This window comes from Kribbella sp. NPDC050470 (assembly GCF_044458365.1).
Classification (GTDB): Bacteria; Actinomycetota; Actinomycetes; order Propionibacteriales; family Kribbellaceae; genus Kribbella.
The window spans coordinates 62,280-79,228 of record NZ_JBITHV010000005.1 but is presented as its reverse complement, the minus strand read 5'-3'; the positions used below and the strand labels follow the sequence as shown (position 1 = coordinate 79,228).

Genomic DNA, 16,949 nt, shown 5'->3' with positions numbered 1-16,949 from the left:
GTGGATCCGGTCCGGCTGACACTCGAGCAGTTGCGGGAGCTGCGTGACGACATCGCGCCGCGGGCCGCCCGCCGCTCGCGGGCCTCGGTCCGCCGCCGGGTGGACCGCTGGTGGGACCGGCTGTTCTTCATCTCCCAGTGCGCGCTCGCCGCCGGCGTCGCCTGGGCGCTGGCCCGGTACGTCCTCGGCCACCCGACCCCGTTCTTCGCGCCGGTCGCGGCGATGGTGTGTCTCGGGTTCAGCTTCGGCCAGCGGTTGCGCCGGGTGGCCGAGGTGATGGTCGGCGTGGCGGTCGGGGTCGGGGTCGGCGACCTGATCGTCCGCTTCTTCGGCACCGGCGTACCGCAGATCGTCTTCGTGGTCGCGCTGGCGATGAGCGTCGCCGTACTCCTCGGCGCCGGCACGCTGATGACCACGCAGGCCGGTGTCCAGGCGGCGATCGTCACCACCCTGCTCCCGAACCCCGGCGCCGGGTTCAGCCGCTGGCTCGACGCGGTCCTCGGCGGCCTGGTCGCCCTCGCCGCCGCGACGATCGCCCCGGCCACCGCGATCAGACGCCCTAGGCAACAAGCGTCCGGAGTGCTGAACGAGCTGGCCGAGATCCTGACCGAGACCGCCGAGGGCCTCGAGCACAAGGACGAGGCGGCCGTCACCGACGCGCTCCGCCGGGCGCGCAACAGCGAGTCCCTGCTGGACAACCTGCGCAGCGCGGCCGACGAGGGCGTCGCGGTGGTCCGGCTGTCGCCGTTCCGCCGCCGGCACCGCGGCCGGGTCCAGGAGATCGCCGACCTCGTCGTACCGCTGGACCGCGCGATCCGCAACATCAGGGTCCTGGTACGGCGCTGCGCCGTGTCGGTCTGGCGCGACGAGCAGATGCCGGCCGAGTACCCGGTGCTGCTCGAGCGGCTCGCCGACGGCACCCGCCTGATCGGCGAGTCCCTGTTCGAGCCGCACGCCGACGTCGCCGCGCACCGCGTCCTGGGCGAGCTCGGCCGCCGTACGGCGGAGCTGCCGCTGCCCGCCGGCCTGTCCGCAGTCGTCGTCCTCGGGCAGATCCGCTCCACCGTCGTCGACCTGCTCGAGCTGACCGGCACGACGTACGACGAGGCCCGCGCCCTGGTCCCGCTCCGCCCCGATGGACTGGATGAGAAGTAGGTCACATCAAAAGTCGGGCCGAATTCCCGTCATAACCGATGACCGCGTGCGTCTCACCGGCATGACGATCCACCGACTGATGTCCACGATGGCCAACGAGCAGGTCCGCCGGCTCGAGGACCTGCTGGCCGTCGAGATGACCCAGACCGCTGACGACCGGAGCGACGCCGCCGCCGAGCAGTAACGGCGCGTACCGGACGAACGGATCCAGGCGGCGCACCCGGACGGTCTTGCCCACCGAGCTAGACCGCACGGATGTCGCACAACGCAAGAGGCGCCCCGTGCGAGGCGCCGCCGGATCTGTGGTGCACCGCCACAGAGGTGCACCGAGAACCACCCGCCGGCTGTCCTGACGCCGCTTGCGCGAGGCTCAGGCCAGGCCGGTGGGTGGTTTTTTTGTTGCCCTAAGCCACCGTCACCTCGGTGGTGACCGAGTTGGCGATGAAGCACTCCAGGTGCGCCCGGTGGTGCATCCGCTCGATCGCCTCGGCGTCCGGCTCCGCGCCGCCCCAGACGATCTTCGGGTGCAGGGTCACCTGGGTGATCGCCAGCCGGCCGGCCTCGTTCTTCGCCATCACGCCGACCGCGTGGTCGTCGTACGCGTCCACGACCAGGCGCTTGCGGGCCGCGATCGCCAGGAAGGTCAGCATGTGGCACGACGACAGCGCCGCCACGAACGCCTCCTCCGGGTCGACCGGGCCCGGGTTGCCCAGGTACGTCGGGTTGGCCGACGCCGGCACCGTGATCCCGCCGTCGAAGCGCCACTCGTGGTCGCGGTTGTAGGTGTCGTAGGTGAACTCGTGCTCACCACGGCTCCAACTGAGATCGACCACGTGCTCCGACATGCTCAGGTCACCTCTCCGCGACGTTCCCGCGGCACCACTGCGGCGCCGACACCGGATTGCATCGTACCGGGGTGTCCCCCGGCAGCTTCGCGACGAAGTCGCTGTCGTAGCGGGCCGCCATCCCGGCGACCGGGAAGTCGGTGGTGACCACCTGGGCGCCGCTGGCCAGCGCGATCCCGACCCGGCTGAAGTCCTTCTCGCGGATCGTCGCCATCGGCTCGTCGGACCGGGTCCGGATCAGGTAGCCCTTCGACACCAGCCGCTGGATCTCGGCCTGGTTGGCGCCACGCGGGTCGTTCACCTGCGTGATCGCGGCGTCCGGCTGGCCCTCGGGACCGCGGGTGAAGACCGCCCGGCCCTCCAGGTTCGGCTTGCCGGCCCGGTACAGGTCCCGGATCGTGCCGGCGCCGCCGTTGTCGAAGTAGAACAGCACCTGGCCGCGGACCGAGTCGACCTTCGGCCAGCCCTTCGTCAGCACGGACTGCTCCAGCGTCAGGCCCGGCTTGCGTACGTCGTCCGGCGTCAGGATCTCCTTCGCACCGAAGACCGACCGGATCTCGGCGTCGATCTTGTCCAGGTTCGCCGCGTCCCACGGCGGGGACTGCACACCGCCGGCCGCGACCACCTTCGGGTCGGACTGCTTGAGTTCGAGGCTGATCGTGATCGGCGCGTGGTCCGGGTTCTGGTCCGACCAGGCCTTCACCTGCTGCAGGCAGACGACCAGCGACTTGCAGGTGCCGTTGTAGTCGAAGTCCGGGATGTGCATGACCTTGATGCCGGGCTGGGCCATCACCGGGTCGGTCAGCGGTCCCTGCCCGGTCAGCTTGCGGATCAGCGGGTACGTGTACAGCCCGCCCTCCGGGGAGTCCGGGACCAGGTCGAGCTCGAGGGTCCGGATGTTCTGGTCCTCCAGTTGCGCCGGGATGGCTGCGTGCGAGTACCAGAGGTCGACCGAGCCCGGGTTCTGGGCCTGCTGGACCTTCTGCTCGGCCGGGCTGAGCTCGCGGTGGTACGAGTTGTGCGAGCCGATCATCTGCAGCTGGTTCAACCGCAGGCCCGAGCCGTTCTCCTGCTGCTGCGACTGCGGGCCGGCCGGTGCGGACTGCGAGGTCGTAAGCGCCGTACCGGCGAGTCCGGTCGCGGCGATCGCGGCGGAGGCCAGGCCGGCGACCACCGTTCTGCTGATACGCATGACGGGAATTCCCCTCCTGTGGGCGGACACCAGGTTGTCGGCCGTCGGTGCCGAGGCCGATCTGTCGGCAATCTGTCACATCCGGGTGGCAACGTTGTCCCCCCGGAAGATGGACAATGAGCGACATGGTGACATCGGGGGCGTATCCACTGCGCCGGACGCCGACCCAGGACCGGGCCAGCCGGCAGGTCGAGCGGATCCTGGACGCGGCCTGCGCCGAAGTGGTCGAACGCGGGTACGACGCCGCGTCGACGAGCGGGATCGCGAAGCGGGCCGAGATCGCGGTCGGCAGCGTGTACCGGTACTTCCCGGACAAGCGGAGCCTGATCCAGGCGATCGAGCGCCGGAACCAGGCGCGCTACTCCGAGGCGGTGCGGGAGCGGCTCGGGTCGGTGACGACCTGGCGGGAGTCGGTGGACGTCACGCTGGACACGTTCCGGGAGATGCACCGGACGGATCCCGGGTTCCGGGCGGTGGTACTGAGTGGGCTCGGCGACCCGGACCTGGAGACCCAGCCCGGCGAGTACGACGACCAGCACGCCGGCGAGTTCGCCGAGCTCCTCACCGCCCGCTTCGGCGCCCGGGACACCCACGAGTTCCGTCTGGCCGTCACCTTGAGCATCACCATGGGCGAAGCCCTGGCCCACCTCGCCGACCGCCTGGATCCCTCCGAAGCCGACTACGTCCTGTCCCAAGGCCGCCCGGTCCTCTACAACCTGCTCGCACCCCACCTCCCCGCCTAGGTCCTGTCTGCTGATCCCGCGCAGTAGGCGGGGGATCAGCAGACAGGACCTGGAAGCGCAAAAGCCCTCGCCGGAGGCGAGGGGTGGGCGGAGCAAGCCGTGGGAGGGCGACTTGCTTGAAGACGTGCTCTAGGGCTGTGGAACCGGGTCCGAGCTCCGCGGCCCCAGCTGCGGCCAGTGGCTGACCCGGCCGGCGATGCGGGCCCGGCGCGGGCTCCGGACGTCGTAGCTGACGATGACCCGGTCGCCCTTGGTGTAAGTAATCCTGCTGCCCACCGGGAGCTTGCGGGAGACCTCGAACGGTCCCTCACCCCGGCGGGTGCAGTACTCGACGGTGACCTCGGTGTAGACCGTCGATTCGCCGCCGTCCAGCTGACCGCGGACCGGGCCACGCACCCGGATCACCTGACCGGCCGTCTTCTCTTCCGTGCCCGAGGGGATCTCGTCCCGCCGGAGCCCGGCGAGCACATCCAGCACGATGCATGCCGTGACCAGCAGCACCAGGCCGAACCCACCGAGCACAACGATCGTCAACATGGCACTCACCCCCGACGCGCCGCCCGCGAGCGACGCGGTCGTCGTTGGTCGATGTCTCTGGGAGACACCTTGCGCGGCCCTTGCCGCACAACGGTGAGACGACGCCTGGAGGCACTCGGTTCCCACGTCCTGACAAAGTTTTCGAGAAGTCAGTGACCGCCCATCCCGAACTCATATTGCGAGGGCACCGGCCGCCGGGTGCCGAGCGCTTCCTCGGTCTCCACCCACAGGTCCGCCAGCGGGTTCGCGCCCTCACGAACGGTCGGCAACTGGATGCCGTCGGCCAGAAACGCGGCGGCCGTCTGCGGGTCGCCGGACAGCAGCGCGTGCCGGATCCGCAGCAGCCGGATCCGCGGGTCATCCGCAGCCTGGACGCGCGCGAGCATCCGGCCGGCCCGCGGTACGTCGGTTTCGAGCGCAGCAGCGACCGCCTCGACCTGCAGCTCGACCAGGTCCGGCAGCAGCTCGGCCGCCCGCTCGTAGTACGACAGCTCCCCGGTGACGAAGCCAAGGTTCCGCAGCGCCCACGGATTGTCCCCCGACCGCCGCCACGCCTCCACCGCACCATCGACGTCTCCGGCGTAATGGCGCGCGACACCGCGGTGGTACCAGACGAGCCAATTGTCCTCAGCCTTCTCCAGCTGCTCCCGCCAGCTCACCAGCGTTCCATCAGGTACGGCGTCAGCCGCCGGCAACCGCCCGTCGAGCAAGGGCAACCACGCGCGTTCCCGCGATGTCATGGTGTCCTCGTCGAACGGCGTACCTGCCGAGACCGTCCACCCCGTCAGGGTCAGCTCCAGCGCACCCCAGCCCGAGCCGACCGCGAGGCTCTCGACCGGTGCCGCGTCCACAACCGTCAACCATGCGCGCTCGCGCTCCGGCAGCTGATCCAGGACCGGACGCAGCGCTTCGGTGCCGGCCGTCCGGGCCGTCACCCAGTCCTCGGCGTGCGCGGCCACGGGGTCCACCGACAGCCGGCCGTAGGCCTCGAGCCAGTGCCAGTTCGTTGCGGCCGGCAACTTCAGGTGCTCCATCTGAGTCCGGGCAAGGCCGGCCTGGATCTCCGCGTAGCCGTGGCCCTGAAGACCCGGCGCCAACCACTCCTGCCATCGCCGTCCGCCCGTGCCTTCACCCCAGACGAAGAGCTTCCGGCCCTGCAGTCGATCGGTCGACGCCTGAACCAGACCGTTGCCCGCACCGTTCACCGACGCGATCCACGGCCGTTCGTCCGCCAGTGGTTCGAAGAAGAAGTCGACCGCCCGGCTGTGCTGCATCGGGTAGGTGAGGTCGGTCCCCTCATACAGAGGTACCTCGATGAGGTCGAGTCGTTTGCCATAGCCGAACCGCCAGGCCTGGTCGGCCGGCACCAGGACGCGGGTGTCCGGCGACTGCTCGACGGCGATGTTCGACCACCAGTAGGCCGGGACGTCGGCGTCGGACGGGTTCTGCAGGCGGACGCCGACGTACAGGAAGGTCGAGTCGGCCGGGAGCCAGAAGTCGAGTTGGGTGACGAGGTTCCTGGTCCGTTCCAGCTCCCAGAGACGCAGTACCGGCGTACCGTCGGGGCCGTCGATGCGGGCGGCGTGCATCGGGGCGCAGGTGCCGGTCCAGTGGCCGGTGCTGCCGACGTTCCACTCGACGCCGCCGGCCCACCACGCGTTGCGCAGCGCGAGGTTCGCGGGCTGGAACACAGGATTGCGGTAGAGCAGTTCGTCGCCGCTCGCCTTGTCGACGAGTGAGTAGAGCCGTCCGCCGAGGCTGGGCAGCACGGTCGCTCGGACGTGGTCGTTCTCCAGCACCAGCGCCGGAAGGGCGCGGTCCACCAGCGAACGGTCGTACCCGTCCTGGTTCAAGCAGGGCAGCGGGCTGTGCAGGCGGCCGTACTGGATGTTCTCGCGCAGGTCGGCCGGGAGCTCGGCGAGGTTCTGGACCTGGTGGAGCTCCTGTTGGCTGCGCAGCGGCGCGAGCGGGTTCTCCGGTCCGAGGGAGGCGGCGGGCAGGACGAGATCTTGCGCGGAAAGGGTCGTCACAGCACTCATCCTCACAATTCCGCACAAGCCCGTCCATCCGTGCCACCGGTCCGCTATACATGGACACCATGGACGCGGATGTGATCGTCGTCGGGGCGGGTCTGGCCGGACTGGCCGCGACTGCCGAACTGGCCGACGCGGGGCGGAAAGTGCTGCTGCTGGACCAGGAGCCGGAGGCCTCACTGGGTGGGCAGGCGTTCTGGTCGTTCGGCGGGCTGCTGTTCGTCGACTCCCCCGAGCAGCGCCGGATGGGCATCAAGGACTCGCGCGATCTCGCGCTGCAGGACTGGCTCGGGTCGGCCGGGTTCGACCGGCTGGACGACGAGGACCGCTGGGCCCGGCAGTGGGCCGAGGCGTACGTCGACTTCGCGGCCGGCGAGAAGCGTCCGTGGCTGCACGCCCAGGGTGTGCGGTTCTTCCCGGTGGTCGGCTGGGCCGAGCGCGGCGGCTACAACGCGGACGGCCACGGCAACTCGGTCCCGCGGTTCCACATCACCTGGGGCACCGGGCCGGGCCTGGTCGCGCCGTTCGAGCGGCGGGTCCGGGAGGCGGTCGCGAAGGGCCTGGTGGAGTTCCGGTTCCGGCACCGGGTCGACGAGCTGACCGTCACCGGCGGGGTCGTCGACGGGGTCGCGGGCAAGGTCCTGGAGCCGAGCGACGTCGCCCGCGGGGTGGCCAGTTCGCGGGCCGAGGTCGGCGACTTCAGCCTCACCGCGCAGGCGGTGATCGTGACGTCGGGCGGGATCGGCGGCAACCACGACCTGGTCCGGTCGCAGTGGCCGAAGCGGATGGGCGAGCCGCCGAAGCGGATGATCTCCGGGGTCCCGGCGCATGTGGACGGCCGGATGCTGGCGATCACCGAGCGGGCCGGCGGCCGGTACGTGAACCGGGACCGGATGTGGCACTACACCGAGGGCATCCAGAACTGGGACCCGATCTGGCCGATGCACGGGATCCGGATCCTGCCCGGACCGTCGTCGCTGTGGTTCGATGCCACCGGCAAGCGACTGCCGGTGCCGCTGTTCCCCGGCTTCGACACCCTGGGAACGCTCGAGCACATCATGCGGACCGGGTACGACTACACCTGGTTCGTGCTCACCCAGAAGATCATCGAGAAGGAGTTCGCGCTCTCCGGCCAGGAGCAGAACCCGGACCTGACCGGCAAGGACATCCGCGGCGTGCTCGGCCGGGCCCGCGGCGGTGCGACCGCACCGGTGCAGGCCTTCATGGACAAGGGCGCCGACTTCATCGTCCGGAGCAACCTGCCCGACCTGGTCCGCGCGATGAACGACCTGACCGGTGACAAGCTGATCGACCTGGACGACCTGGAGCGCCAGATCGTCGCCCGGGACCGGGAGCTCACCAACACCTTCACCAAGGACCTGCAGATCACCGCGTTGCGCGGGGCCCGGAACTACCGCGGCGACAAGCTGATCCGGGTCGCGTCACCGCACCGGATCCTCGACCCGAAGGCCGGCCCGCTGATCGCCGTACGGCTGAACATCCTGACCCGGAAGTCGCTCGGCGGCCTGCAGACGGACCTCGACTCGCGAGTGCTGCGGCCCGATGGCGAGCCGCTGCCGGGTGTCTACGCGGCCGGCGAAGTGGCCGGCTTCGGCGGTGGCGGCATCCACGGCTACCGCTCGCTGGAGGGCACGTTCGTCGGCGGTTGCCTCTTCACCGGTCGTACGGCGGGACGCGCAGCAGCCAAGGCTGTGTCGTAGGACAACACTGGTGAGCCGGCGCATGTGTGCCGCGACCCCCTGTCTGGTCGTGACACCGGCTTCTAGCGTGACGCCATGCGCCGCCTCGCGTTCTTCTCAGCCACCGTCCTGCTGTTGTCCGGTCTGACCGTGCCGGCCGACGCCCATCGACCGGTCCGGGTCCCGGGTGCCGAGTATCAGCAACTCGCGCGCCTCGACGACCTGACCACGACCGGCACCGTGGCGTCCGGCCACACCAACCCGGCCGACTATGCCGGGCTCACGCACTCCGGTCTCCCGACCCCGGGGCCCGTGCCGGGCGTCCAGATCGACGGCTACTTCCCGGACTCGTCGCACACCAATGCCAACCACGGCTGGAACCACGACTCCCAGTTCGTGATCCGGCTGCCCGAGCAGTGGAACGGCGGCCTGGTCGTCTCCGGATCACCTGGCGTGCGAGCGCAGTACGCGAACGACAGAGCGATCTCGGACTACGTGCTGTCCCTGGGCTACGCCTACGCGGCGACCGACAAGGGCAACACCGGCGCCGCCTTCTACACCGACGGTGTGCGGCCGGGTGACGCGATCGTGGAGTGGAACCTGCGGACGACCCAACTGGCGAGGGCCGCCCGCGCCACGGTCGCGAAGTACTACGGGAAGCCTGCACGCGAGGTGGTTGCCGCCGGGATCTCCAACGGCGGCTACCTGGTCCGGTGGCAGCTCGAGAACCACCCTGAGCTGTTCACGCGCGGCGTCGACCTCGAAGGCACGCTGTGGACGGCGAACGGGCCCAACCTGTTCACGTTCCTGCCGCCGGCGATCAGGGGCTACGAGCAACAATCACCGGAGCTGATCGCGAAGGCCGGGTTTGACCCGCGGTCGGACTTCCTGTGGGACTACCACTACTCGGTCTACTGGAAGCTGACCCAACGCATCTACGCCGCCGAGCTCGACCCGACGTACACCGGCAGCGAAGCCGACTACGACTACGCCGAGCGGACGCAGGCGCACCAGGCTGTTGCACGGATCGCGCTGACCGGGAAGATCCGCCGGCCGCTGGTCACCATCCACGGGACGTTCGACAGCCTGCTGCCGATCACCCAGGACTCGGACGTGTACGCGAACATGGCGCGCCGGACCGGCCTGCACACCTACCAGCGGGTCGAGGCAGGCAACCACGTCGACGGCCTCGTCGACGCCTACCCCGGCCGGCTGGTCCCCCTGGTCCCGCTGTTCCAGAGGGCGATCAGAACACCATCGTGAGCAGGTCGGCGAACAGTTCCTGCTCGTCGATCTCCAGCCCGCGGTTGGTGAACCAGGTCGCCATGTTGTGGCAGTCCCGGAGCAGGAAGTCCATCCCCTTCGGGTTGCCGACGATGTCGACGACCTGCGGGAGGTCGATCATCACGATCCGGTCGCCCTGGGCCAGTACGTTGTACGGCGAAAGGTCGCCGTGCGCCAACCCCGCCCTGGCCAGCTCGCGCATCCCGTGCCGCAGCTGCTCGAAGTACTGACCGAGCAGGTCCTTCGGCGGCCGGACCTGGGCGAGCCGTGGCGCGGCCCCGCCCTCTCCGTCGTCGATGAACTCCATCAGCAACTCGGTGCCGTCCACCTGCACCGGGTACGGCACCGGCACACCGGCCTTCCACAGCCGGCACAGCGCGTCCCACTCAGCGTACGCCCAGTGCCCCGCGGCGACGCTGCGACCGTGGGCGGTCTTCTTCGCCATCGCGCGGCTGTCCCGGCTGTTCCGGGTCCGGCGCCCCTCGACGTACGACGTACTGCGGTGGAACGACCGGTGTTCCTCGGTGCGGTAGCGCTTGGCGGCCAGCAGCGAGGACCGGGCCGGGTTATCGCCGATGGCTTCGACGGCCCGCTCGACCAGGAAGACGTCGGCTTCCTTGCCGGTTTTGAGGACGCCGAGCTCGGTGTCGATCGCGGCCTGTTCCGTCACCACCCAGTCCGGGCGGGGATCAGGTCCGCGAGAACCGCGCTCGACGTCCAGCCAGGTGGACCAGCGCTGATCCGGGCCGAGTTTCTCGTCGACCGCGTGGAACTGGAAGACGAAGGCGTCGGCCGGATCGGGTTGGGACTCGTCACTGGTGAGTTCGGCCCAGCGGGAGTCGAGGTCTGAAAGGTCAGAGAATTCTGAGTCGGTGCGAAAGACGTCGGAAGACATCCGGGGTGCTCCTGAACGGTGAGGTGGGACTGACGCGGACATGCCGCAGCACAGTGATGGCCATCCGTCAGCCCTCCTTAGGTCCAGGCAGCGCTCGTCGCTACACGGGTCGACTCAGGATGCCGGGCGGTCGCCCGGCCGCGCAAGCTATTTAAACTGCGACCGGCTGGTCGGCCGCAGCCGCAGCTCCTGGACCGGCTTGACCGACCGCCGCTCCAGCTCCGGCAGCACCTTCTGCTGCCACGTCGGCGACCCCGCGAGCTGCCGGCGATGCTCGTCGTACGCCGCGTCGTCGGCGAACCGGGCGAACCACGCCAGCACCACCTCGTCGCGCAGCGGCAACGCGGGAAAGTTGTTCTCGGCAACCAAGGTCTCGAGCACCGCGACCGGCTCGGCGCCGGTCTCCACCAGCACCGGGGCGACGTGGTCGGCGAAGAACTCGACGAACCCGTCGGCCGGCGAGCTCCGGTGGTACACCGCCCCGGCGATCACGGATCCGGGCACCTCCGTCGTACCGACAGGCGCGCGGGGTGCGTCGAGCCGCGGGTAGCCGTCACGCAGCTCCACCGGCTGCAGCAGCAGCGCGTTGTCGGAGTCGACCATCGTCGCGTTCGCGGCGCCGGAGTGCGCACGCCAGATCGGCCCGGTGTAGAACGCCGTCAACGCCTCCGCACGCGACGGCAGATCCGCGAAGCCGCGGATCCACACGAACCGGTCCGGTTCGTCCAGGTCGCGGAACTGGCCCACGATGTGCATGCCGGTCGCTTCCTGCCCCTCGACCAGGTGCTCGTCGAACACCTCGATCAACGCATCGCGCCGGCCCGGGTGCAGCGTGTACTGGCGCAGGTCGACCACCGCGCAGCACTCCTCCATCTGGCTCCTCCTCATCAGTCGGCCACGGTCAGTCAAGCAGGGATACCTGACGACGCATGTCAGTGATTCACCGTTTGCGCGGTGGGCACTGGAGGTGCAGCACGGGGAGTTCAGCCGCCGGGTGCCCGCCCGGCCTTAGAGATTGGAAGGACCATGGGTCTCATCCTGTGGATCATCGCGGCGATCCTCGTCATTGCCGGGATCGTCTCTCTTGTCCGCGGCCAGCTGCTGTGGGGCGCCGCCCTGATCGTGATCGGCCTGCTGGTCGGTCCTGGTGGCGTCAGCATCTTCACCTGACCACCAAACCCCTCGAACCGTCGTCGCCCCACGCAGCTCCCGCGTGGGGCGACGCCCCCGTTCAGCGCAGTCGGCGCAGCGCCTGGTCGAGCCGCTCGACGCCCCGCACGATCTCGTCGGGCGATGCGGCCGCCACGTAGCTGAGCCGAAGGTGCCGCGTCGGTCCGCCCGGGAGGTGGAACGCACTTCCGGGACTGACCGCGACCGAGTGCCGCAAGGCTTCGGCCGTGGCTTCGTCGTCTTGTACGCCGTCGGGCAGCGACGCCCAGACGTGGTAACCGCCGGGCCGAGCGGCGTGCACCGTCAGGTGTGGGCAACGCTCCGCCAGGCTTCGCGTCGTCGTCTCCCGGCGGTCCCGCAGCGCGGTCGCCAGCCGGCGCAGATGCGTCGCGTACGACGGCGCCGTCATCAACTCCAGCGCGGTCTCCTGCATCGGCCTGGGGACGAAGAAGCTGTTGACCACATGCGTGGCGCGCAGCCGGTCGAACGCGACGCCACGCGCGGTCAGCGCCGAGATCCGCAAGCTCGGCGAGGCCGGTTTGGTCAGCGACCGGATGTGGACGACGTGACCGTCCGGATCATCGGCCGCCAACGGCTGCGGCAGGTCGGGAGCGTCTCCGTGCACCAACCGACGCGTGAAGTCGTCCTCGACGACAAACGCTCCGGCCGCTCGTACGGCGTTCATCAGTTGCGCCCGCCGCCCAGGCGCGAGGACGGCGCCGGTCGGGTTCTGGAACAGCGGCTGGACCACCACCACCCGCGCACCGGAGCTCGCGAACGCCTCCGCGAGCAACTCGACTCGGATACCGTCCGCATCGACCGGAACAGGAACACAACGCAGCCCGGCAGCAAGGGCCGCGGCCAGCGTTCCCGGGTACGTCGGTGACTCGACAAGCACACTGTCACCCGGGTCGGTCAGGGCTCTGAGCGCCGTGACCAGCGCAGTCTGCCCACCCGAGCTGATCAGCACATCGTTCGCACCGAGCGGCCCGTCCCGGCCGGCGATGTCGGCGGCGAACCAGGCTCGGAGCTCGGGAATGCCCTCCGCCGGCGCGCGCGTCCAGGTCCCCGGCCGGCGTCCTGCCCGTGCCATCGCGTCGGCCAGCGCCTTGCTCGGCTGCAAGGACTCGTGCAGGTAACCGGTCGACAGGTCGATCACGTCGTCGCCCGGTGTCGCAAGCATGCGCAGCATCGCGGTGATCGGCGGTCGTTCACCGGTCAGCGCCTGCTCCTGCCACGACAGGTCAGCCGCGGTCTCTGATCGGCGCGGCGCTCGGTCGCTGATGAAGACCCCCGCGCCTGGCCGCGAGACCACGACGCCCTCGGCCACCAGCACGGTCACCGCCCGCGAGAGGGTGATCGGGCTGATCCCCCACCGCTTGACCAGCAGCCGGCTCGAGGGCAGTCGATCACCGGGGCTCGAGGCGGCCGCCTGGGCCCGCAACCGCCCGACGACGACATCCAGACTGCTATCGTCGTTCATGACAGCACAGAATAGCGCTATCGCTCCTGGCCGAGAAGCGGTATCGACTCCCCGCACGGGGACCGTCGCCGCGCTTCTAGGGGTGGCGTCGTTCTCGCTGAGCGCCCCGGCCACCGTCTGGGCCACTCAGGGCATGGGCCCGTGGACTGCGACCGGCGTCCGCGCACTGCTCGCCGGGGTGCTCGCGATCGCGCTCCTGGCCGGCCTGCGTGTTCCGTGGCCGCGCCGCGAGGATCTCCGGGGTCTGCTGGTCGTCACCGGCGGCTGCGTGATCGGCTTCCCGCTGCTGTCAGCGTTGGCGTTGCAGACCGCGACGACCGCGCACACCGCGGTCGTCACCGGCCTCTTGCCGATAGCAACCGCTTCCGCGGCGGCACTGCTGACCCGCCGCACATTGTCCTGGCGGTTCTGGGCGGCTGCCGTGACCGGCGCCGCGGCCGTCCTGGTGTTCACCCTCACCCGGCAACACGGCGCCGTCTCGATCGCCGACCTGTACCTCGTCGCAGCGCTGGTCGCCTGCGCACTCGGGTACGCCGAGGGCGGTCGACTGGCCGCGCACCTGCCCGGTTGGCACGTCATAGCCTGGGCCGTGGTGCTCGCCCTGCCGGTCAGCCTCGCGATCACGCTGATCGCCGTACCTCGGGAACCGATCGACCTGAGCCCGATCAGCATCGTGGGGCTGGCCTACATCGCCGGGATCTCGCAGCTCGGCGGCTTCGTCGTCTGGTACCGCGGGATGGGGATCATCGGCGTGGCCAAGGCCAGTCAGCTCCAGTTGGCCCAGCCGTTGCTGACTCTGGTGTGGTCCGTCCTCCTGATGGGCGAGCACCTGCCGGTGGCGGCTCCGATCACGGCTGTCGTCGTACTGCTGTGCATCGTGGTGACACAGCGATCGCGGTAGCTTCGGGTCATGGGAGCCGCGGGTGAGACGATCTCGATCGACCAGGCGCGGCGGATCGCGCTGACGGCGCAGGGCTTCGCCGAGCCGCGGCCCGGGCGCGTCGACGCGCGGCATCTCCGGCGAGTTATCGAGCGGATCGGCGTTCTGCAGGTCGACTCGGTGAACGTGGTGTGCCGCTCGCACTACCTGCCGCTGTTCGCCCGACTCGGCTCGTACTCGCGGACGACGCTGGATCGGATGTGCTGGGGCGCGGACCGGGAGCTGTTCGAGTACTTCTGGGCGCACAAGGCAAGCCTGATCCCGCTGAGTAGCTACCCCTTGTTCCGTTGGCGAATGCGGGCTGCCGACCTCCAGGACTGGGGTCCCGCCGCCGACCTGGATCCCGCGCTCACCGCGCCGTGGTCGGTCGTCACCGGCATGCGCAGGCTGACCGCCGAGCGACCCGGGTACGTCGACGACGTGCTGGCTCTGGTCACCGAACGCGGGCCGATCACGGCCGGCGAGGCCAACCCGGACGGGGTACGGCGCAAGCGCACCGACCCGGACCCGGATCCGAGCACCGGGAAGATGTGGAACTGGCAGGACGCGAAGATCGCGATCGAGTACCTGTACTGCACGGGTCAGGTGACGATCGCCGGCCGGCGCAACTTCGAGCGGCTCTACGACCTGACCGAGCGGGTCCTGCCACCACAGCCCGAGCTGAGCGCCGAGGAAGCGCGCCGGGACCTGGTCAGGATCTCGGCCCGGACGCTCGGGGTCGCCACCGCGCGCGAGCTGTGCGGCCAGGGCGGCGGGCACTTTCCGTTGCCGAGAGCAACCGCCAACCAGGTCATCGGTGAGCTGGTCGACGCCGGCGAACTCGTCCCGGTTCGCGTGTCCGGCGTGCCGCAGCAGAGCTATCTGTGGTCGGCGGCCCAGGATCGGCCGGTCCAGGCACGGGCGTTGCTGTCGCCGTTCGACACTCTGATCTGGAACCGCGACCGGACCCATCGGCTGTTCGACTTCTTCTACCGGATCAGCATTTACACGCCCGCGGCCCAGCGCGTGCACGGCTACTACGTGCTGCCGTTCCTGCTCGGCGACCGGATCGTCGCGCGGGTGGATGTGAAAGCCGATCGCCGGAACTCGGCCCTCGTCGTCCCGACCGTGACCGCCGAGGACGGCGTACCCGACATCGTGGAACCGCTCAAGGCCGAGCTCGACCTGATGGCCCACTGGCTGGAGCTCGACCGCGTGCTGGTGACCGCGGACGGCAAGCTCGGCAAGGCCTTGTCCCGTGCATAGCGCCGCAGGTCCGGGGCACCGGGCCGGTAGTGCAGCCGATGTGAGCGGGAGACGAGATGAAGATCGGATACTTCCTGTCCAGTGAGGAGTACACCCCGGCCCAGCTGATCGAGCAGGCACGGCTGGCCGAGGAGGCCGGGTTCGACGCACTGTGGATCAGCGACCACTTCCACCCCTGGAACGACGAGCAGGGTGAGAGCGCGTTCGTCTGGTCGAGCATCGGGGCGATCTCCCAGGTCTGCGAGCTGCCGGTGACCACCGCGGTCACCTGCCCGACGGTGCGGATCCACCCGGCCGTCATCGCCCAGGCGGCCGCGACCAGCGCCGTCTTCCTGAACGGCCGGTTCACCCTCGGCGTCGGGACCGGCGAAGCACTCAACGAGCACGTCCTCGGCAGCGTCTGGCCGACGGTCGACGTCCGGCTGGAAATGCTCGAGGAGGCGGTCGAGATCATGCGGCGGCTGTGGACCGAGGACGGTTTCGTCAGCCACCACGGCAAGCACTACACCGTCGACACGGCCCGGATCTACACCCGGCCGGAGACGCCGCTGCCGATCTACATGTCCGGGTTCGGGCCGGAGGCAACCGACGTCGCGGCGCGAATCGCGGACGGGTACATCACCACGTCGCCGGATGCCGAGCTGCTGCAGCGGTTCCGGGACAACGGCGGTGGCGACAAGCCCGCGCAGGTCGGGTTCAAGGTCAGCTACGCGCCGACCGAGGAAGAGGGGATCGAGCAGGCGCACCGGATCTGGCGGAACTCGGGTCTGCCCGGTGAACTGTCGCAGGTGCTGCCGTCGCCGCGGCACTTCGAGCAAGCCAGTCAGCTGGTGACGAAGGAGTCGACCGCACAGTCGGTCGCCGCCGGGTCGAAGGTGGACACCCACGTGGACGCGTTCAAGCCCTATATCGAAGCCGGCTTCGACGAGATCTACGTGGCGAACATGGGCCCGCACTCGGTCGACATGATGAACCTCTACCGCACCGAGGTGCTCCCCGAGCTACGCCGGATCATGCGCTAGGGGTGTCAGACACCCCTTAGCAGGTCGACGGCGACCCGTAGGTCGTCGACGAACGACGCGAAGTCGCGGCGGTACTCCCTCGACCGGACCACCGATGAGGGATGCACCGTCGCGACCGCGGACCGGCCGTCCGGCAGTTCCTGCGGCAGACCGCGTTGTTCCGTGACTTTGAACCCGGTTCCGAAGACTGCGCGGGCCGCGACCGCGCCGAGAACAACGACCAGCGTGGGCTTCACCACTTCCAGCTCGCGCTCCAGCCACGGATGGCAGGCGGAGATGTGACCGGCGCCCGGCGTCTTGTGGATCCGGCGCTTGCCCTGCCGCTCGAACCGGAAGTGCTTGACCGCGTTGGTGAGGAACACCGCCGAGCGATCGATCCCCGCCTCCGCCAACGCCTTGTCCAGCAGGCGTCCGGCCGGTCCGACGAAGACATGGCCTTCCTTGTCCTCCACGTCACCAGGCTGTTCACCGATCAACATCATCCGCGCCCGCGCCGGACCTTCTCCCGGTACGACGCGCTCGGCGTCCTCGAACAGGTCGCAGCCACGGCACTCGGGCAACGTCGCGGTGAGCTTGCGCAGACCACCGTCACGCGGGACCCAGTGCGACGCGCCAGTGAACTTCGTCACGGCCCGCCGGTGCCCAGTTCAAACACCTGTAACACCTCGGGGGTTGAAAGCAACGGCTGAGTTTGATCTGGTGGAG

The 16,949-nt window shown here is 69.6% G+C and carries 17 protein-coding genes; 9 read left to right on the top strand and 8 right to left on the bottom strand.

The features are described from left to right. Complete coding sequence (locus ACIBGM_RS15600) at positions 1–1,155, top strand: aromatic acid exporter family protein (protein WP_396385902.1); 1,155 nt, start codon at positions 1–3, stop codon at positions 1,153–1,155. Between the two features lie 61 nt (positions 1,156–1,216). Continuing rightward, the gene (locus tag ACIBGM_RS15595; RefSeq protein WP_360516086.1) at positions 1,217–1,339 is read left to right on the top strand and encodes a hypothetical protein; all 123 of its coding nucleotides are present in this window, start codon (positions 1,217–1,219) and stop codon (positions 1,337–1,339) included. A 220-nt stretch (positions 1,340–1,559) separates the two neighbouring features. Here the strand turns inward: ACIBGM_RS15595 and ACIBGM_RS15590 are convergent, their stop codons facing one another. After that, a complete protein-coding gene (locus ACIBGM_RS15590) occupies positions 1,560–2,000 on the bottom strand; it encodes an OsmC family protein (RefSeq protein ID WP_360516083.1) in 441 nt (146 codons plus the stop codon). 7 nt (positions 2,001–2,007) lie between these two features. Further along, positions 2,008–3,192: a phosphatidylinositol-specific phospholipase C1-like protein gene (locus ACIBGM_RS15585; protein ID WP_360516080.1), complete on the bottom strand. Its 1,185-nt coding sequence runs from the start codon at positions 3,190–3,192 to the stop codon at positions 2,008–2,010. A gap of 125 nt (positions 3,193–3,317) precedes the next feature. Here ACIBGM_RS15585 and ACIBGM_RS15580 point away from each other — a divergent pair, with 125 nt between their 5' ends. Continuing rightward, positions 3,318–3,935 carry a TetR/AcrR family transcriptional regulator gene (locus ACIBGM_RS15580; protein ID WP_360516077.1) on the top strand — a complete coding sequence of 206 codons (618 nt, stop codon included), beginning with the start codon at positions 3,318–3,320 and terminating at the stop codon, positions 3,933–3,935. A 129-nt stretch (positions 3,936–4,064) separates the two neighbouring features. Here ACIBGM_RS15580 and ACIBGM_RS15575 read toward each other — a convergent pair whose 3' ends face one another. Together ACIBGM_RS15575 and ACIBGM_RS15570 are read right to left on the bottom strand one after the other, a co-directional pair. Continuing rightward, positions 4,065–4,472, bottom strand: a complete 408-nt coding sequence (locus tag ACIBGM_RS15575; protein ID WP_396385900.1) for a DUF3592 domain-containing protein — start codon at positions 4,470–4,472, stop codon at positions 4,065–4,067. Between the two features lie 149 nt (positions 4,473–4,621). After that, on the bottom strand, positions 4,622–6,502 hold the full coding sequence (locus tag ACIBGM_RS15570; RefSeq protein ID WP_396385899.1) for a DUF5107 domain-containing protein: 1,881 nt from the start codon (positions 6,500–6,502) through the stop codon (positions 4,622–4,624). Between the two features lie 68 nt (positions 6,503–6,570). Here ACIBGM_RS15570 and ACIBGM_RS15565 point away from each other — a divergent pair, with 68 nt between their 5' ends. Together ACIBGM_RS15565 and ACIBGM_RS15560 are read left to right on the top strand one after the other, a co-directional pair. Beyond that, complete coding sequence (locus ACIBGM_RS15565) at positions 6,571–8,226, top strand: FAD-binding dehydrogenase (protein WP_396385898.1); 1,656 nt, start codon at positions 6,571–6,573, stop codon at positions 8,224–8,226. 75 nt (positions 8,227–8,301) lie between these two features. Continuing rightward, a complete protein-coding gene (locus ACIBGM_RS15560) occupies positions 8,302–9,468 on the top strand; it encodes a prolyl oligopeptidase family serine peptidase (protein WP_396385897.1) in 1,167 nt (388 codons plus the stop codon). Here ACIBGM_RS15560 and ACIBGM_RS15555 read toward each other — a convergent pair. Beyond that, entirely contained in the window at positions 9,452–10,384 is a 933-nt protein-coding gene (locus ACIBGM_RS15555; RefSeq protein WP_396385896.1) for a serine protein kinase RIO, read from the bottom strand. The genes ACIBGM_RS15560 and ACIBGM_RS15555 overlap by 17 nt on opposite strands. 147 nt (positions 10,385–10,531) lie before the next feature. Then, a complete protein-coding gene (locus ACIBGM_RS15550; RefSeq protein ID WP_396385895.1) occupies positions 10,532–11,272 on the bottom strand; it encodes an NIPSNAP family protein in 741 nt (246 codons plus the stop codon). Positions 11,273–11,410: 138 nt separating this feature from the next. Between ACIBGM_RS15550 and ACIBGM_RS15545 the strand changes: the two genes are divergently transcribed. Continuing rightward, positions 11,411–11,554: a GPGG-motif small membrane protein gene (locus tag ACIBGM_RS15545; RefSeq protein ID WP_165949278.1), complete on the top strand. Its 144-nt coding sequence runs from the start codon at positions 11,411–11,413 to the stop codon at positions 11,552–11,554. Positions 11,555–11,615: 61 nt separating this feature from the next. Here ACIBGM_RS15545 and ACIBGM_RS15540 read toward each other — a convergent pair whose 3' ends face one another. Continuing rightward, positions 11,616–13,037, bottom strand: coding sequence for a PLP-dependent aminotransferase family protein (locus tag ACIBGM_RS15540; RefSeq protein ID WP_396385894.1), 1,422 nt, complete (start codon positions 13,035–13,037; stop codon positions 11,616–11,618). Here ACIBGM_RS15540 and ACIBGM_RS15535 point away from each other — a divergent pair. Genes ACIBGM_RS15535 through ACIBGM_RS15525 form a run of 3 tightly spaced genes read left to right on the top strand, consistent with a single transcriptional unit; the run spans position 13,036 to position 16,244 of the window. Continuing rightward, on the top strand, positions 13,036–13,938 hold the full coding sequence (locus ACIBGM_RS15535) for a DMT family transporter (protein WP_396385893.1): 903 nt from the start codon (positions 13,036–13,038) through the stop codon (positions 13,936–13,938). The genes ACIBGM_RS15540 and ACIBGM_RS15535 overlap by 2 nt on opposite strands. A gap of 9 nt (positions 13,939–13,947) precedes the next feature. After that, the gene (locus tag ACIBGM_RS15530) at positions 13,948–15,222 is read left to right on the top strand and encodes a winged helix-turn-helix domain-containing protein (RefSeq protein WP_396385891.1); all 1,275 of its coding nucleotides are present in this window, start codon (positions 13,948–13,950) and stop codon (positions 15,220–15,222) included. Between the two features lie 56 nt (positions 15,223–15,278). Next, positions 15,279–16,244 (top strand): TIGR03557 family F420-dependent LLM class oxidoreductase, encoded by a 966-nt coding sequence (locus ACIBGM_RS15525; RefSeq protein WP_360518793.1) that lies wholly within the window; start codon positions 15,279–15,281, stop codon positions 16,242–16,244. A 5-nt stretch (positions 16,245–16,249) separates the two neighbouring features. Here ACIBGM_RS15525 and ACIBGM_RS15520 read toward each other — a convergent pair whose 3' ends face one another. Next, positions 16,250–16,873, bottom strand: a complete 624-nt coding sequence (locus ACIBGM_RS15520; protein WP_396385890.1) for a UdgX family uracil-DNA binding protein — start codon at positions 16,871–16,873, stop codon at positions 16,250–16,252. Between the last annotated feature and the right edge of the window lie 76 nt (positions 16,874–16,949).

Excerpts from the sequence above, each read along its gene's own strand:
- ACIBGM_RS15595 (WP_360516086.1), top strand. The coding sequence starts at position 1,217 with ATGACGATCCACCGACTGATGTCCACGATGGCCAACGAGCAGGTCCGC.
- ACIBGM_RS15590 (WP_360516083.1), bottom strand. The coding sequence starts at position 2,000 with ATGTCGGAGCACGTGGTCGATCTCAGTTGGAGCCGTGGTGAGCACGAG.
- ACIBGM_RS15585 (WP_360516080.1), bottom strand. The coding sequence starts at position 3,192 with ATGCGTATCAGCAGAACGGTGGTCGCCGGCCTGGCCTCCGCCGCGATC.
- ACIBGM_RS15580 (WP_360516077.1), top strand. The coding sequence starts at position 3,318 with ATGGTGACATCGGGGGCGTATCCACTGCGCCGGACGCCGACCCAGGAC.
- ACIBGM_RS15575 (WP_396385900.1), bottom strand. The coding sequence starts at position 4,472 with ATGTTGACGATCGTTGTGCTCGGTGGGTTCGGCCTGGTGCTGCTGGTC.
- ACIBGM_RS15565 (WP_396385898.1), top strand. The coding sequence starts at position 6,571 with ATGGACGCGGATGTGATCGTCGTCGGGGCGGGTCTGGCCGGACTGGCC.
- ACIBGM_RS15560 (WP_396385897.1), top strand. The coding sequence starts at position 8,302 with ATGCGCCGCCTCGCGTTCTTCTCAGCCACCGTCCTGCTGTTGTCCGGT.
- ACIBGM_RS15555 (WP_396385896.1), bottom strand. The coding sequence starts at position 10,384 with ATGTCTTCCGACGTCTTTCGCACCGACTCAGAATTCTCTGACCTTTCA.
- ACIBGM_RS15550 (WP_396385895.1), bottom strand. The coding sequence starts at position 11,272 with ATGAGGAGGAGCCAGATGGAGGAGTGCTGCGCGGTGGTCGACCTGCGC.
- ACIBGM_RS15545 (WP_165949278.1), top strand. The coding sequence starts at position 11,411 with ATGGGTCTCATCCTGTGGATCATCGCGGCGATCCTCGTCATTGCCGGG.
- ACIBGM_RS15535 (WP_396385893.1), top strand. The coding sequence starts at position 13,036 with ATGACAGCACAGAATAGCGCTATCGCTCCTGGCCGAGAAGCGGTATCG.
- ACIBGM_RS15540 (WP_396385894.1), bottom strand. The coding sequence starts at position 13,037 with ATGAACGACGATAGCAGTCTGGATGTCGTCGTCGGGCGGTTGCGGGCC.
- ACIBGM_RS15530 (WP_396385891.1), top strand. The coding sequence starts at position 13,948 with ATGGGAGCCGCGGGTGAGACGATCTCGATCGACCAGGCGCGGCGGATC.
- ACIBGM_RS15525 (WP_360518793.1), top strand. The coding sequence starts at position 15,279 with ATGAAGATCGGATACTTCCTGTCCAGTGAGGAGTACACCCCGGCCCAG.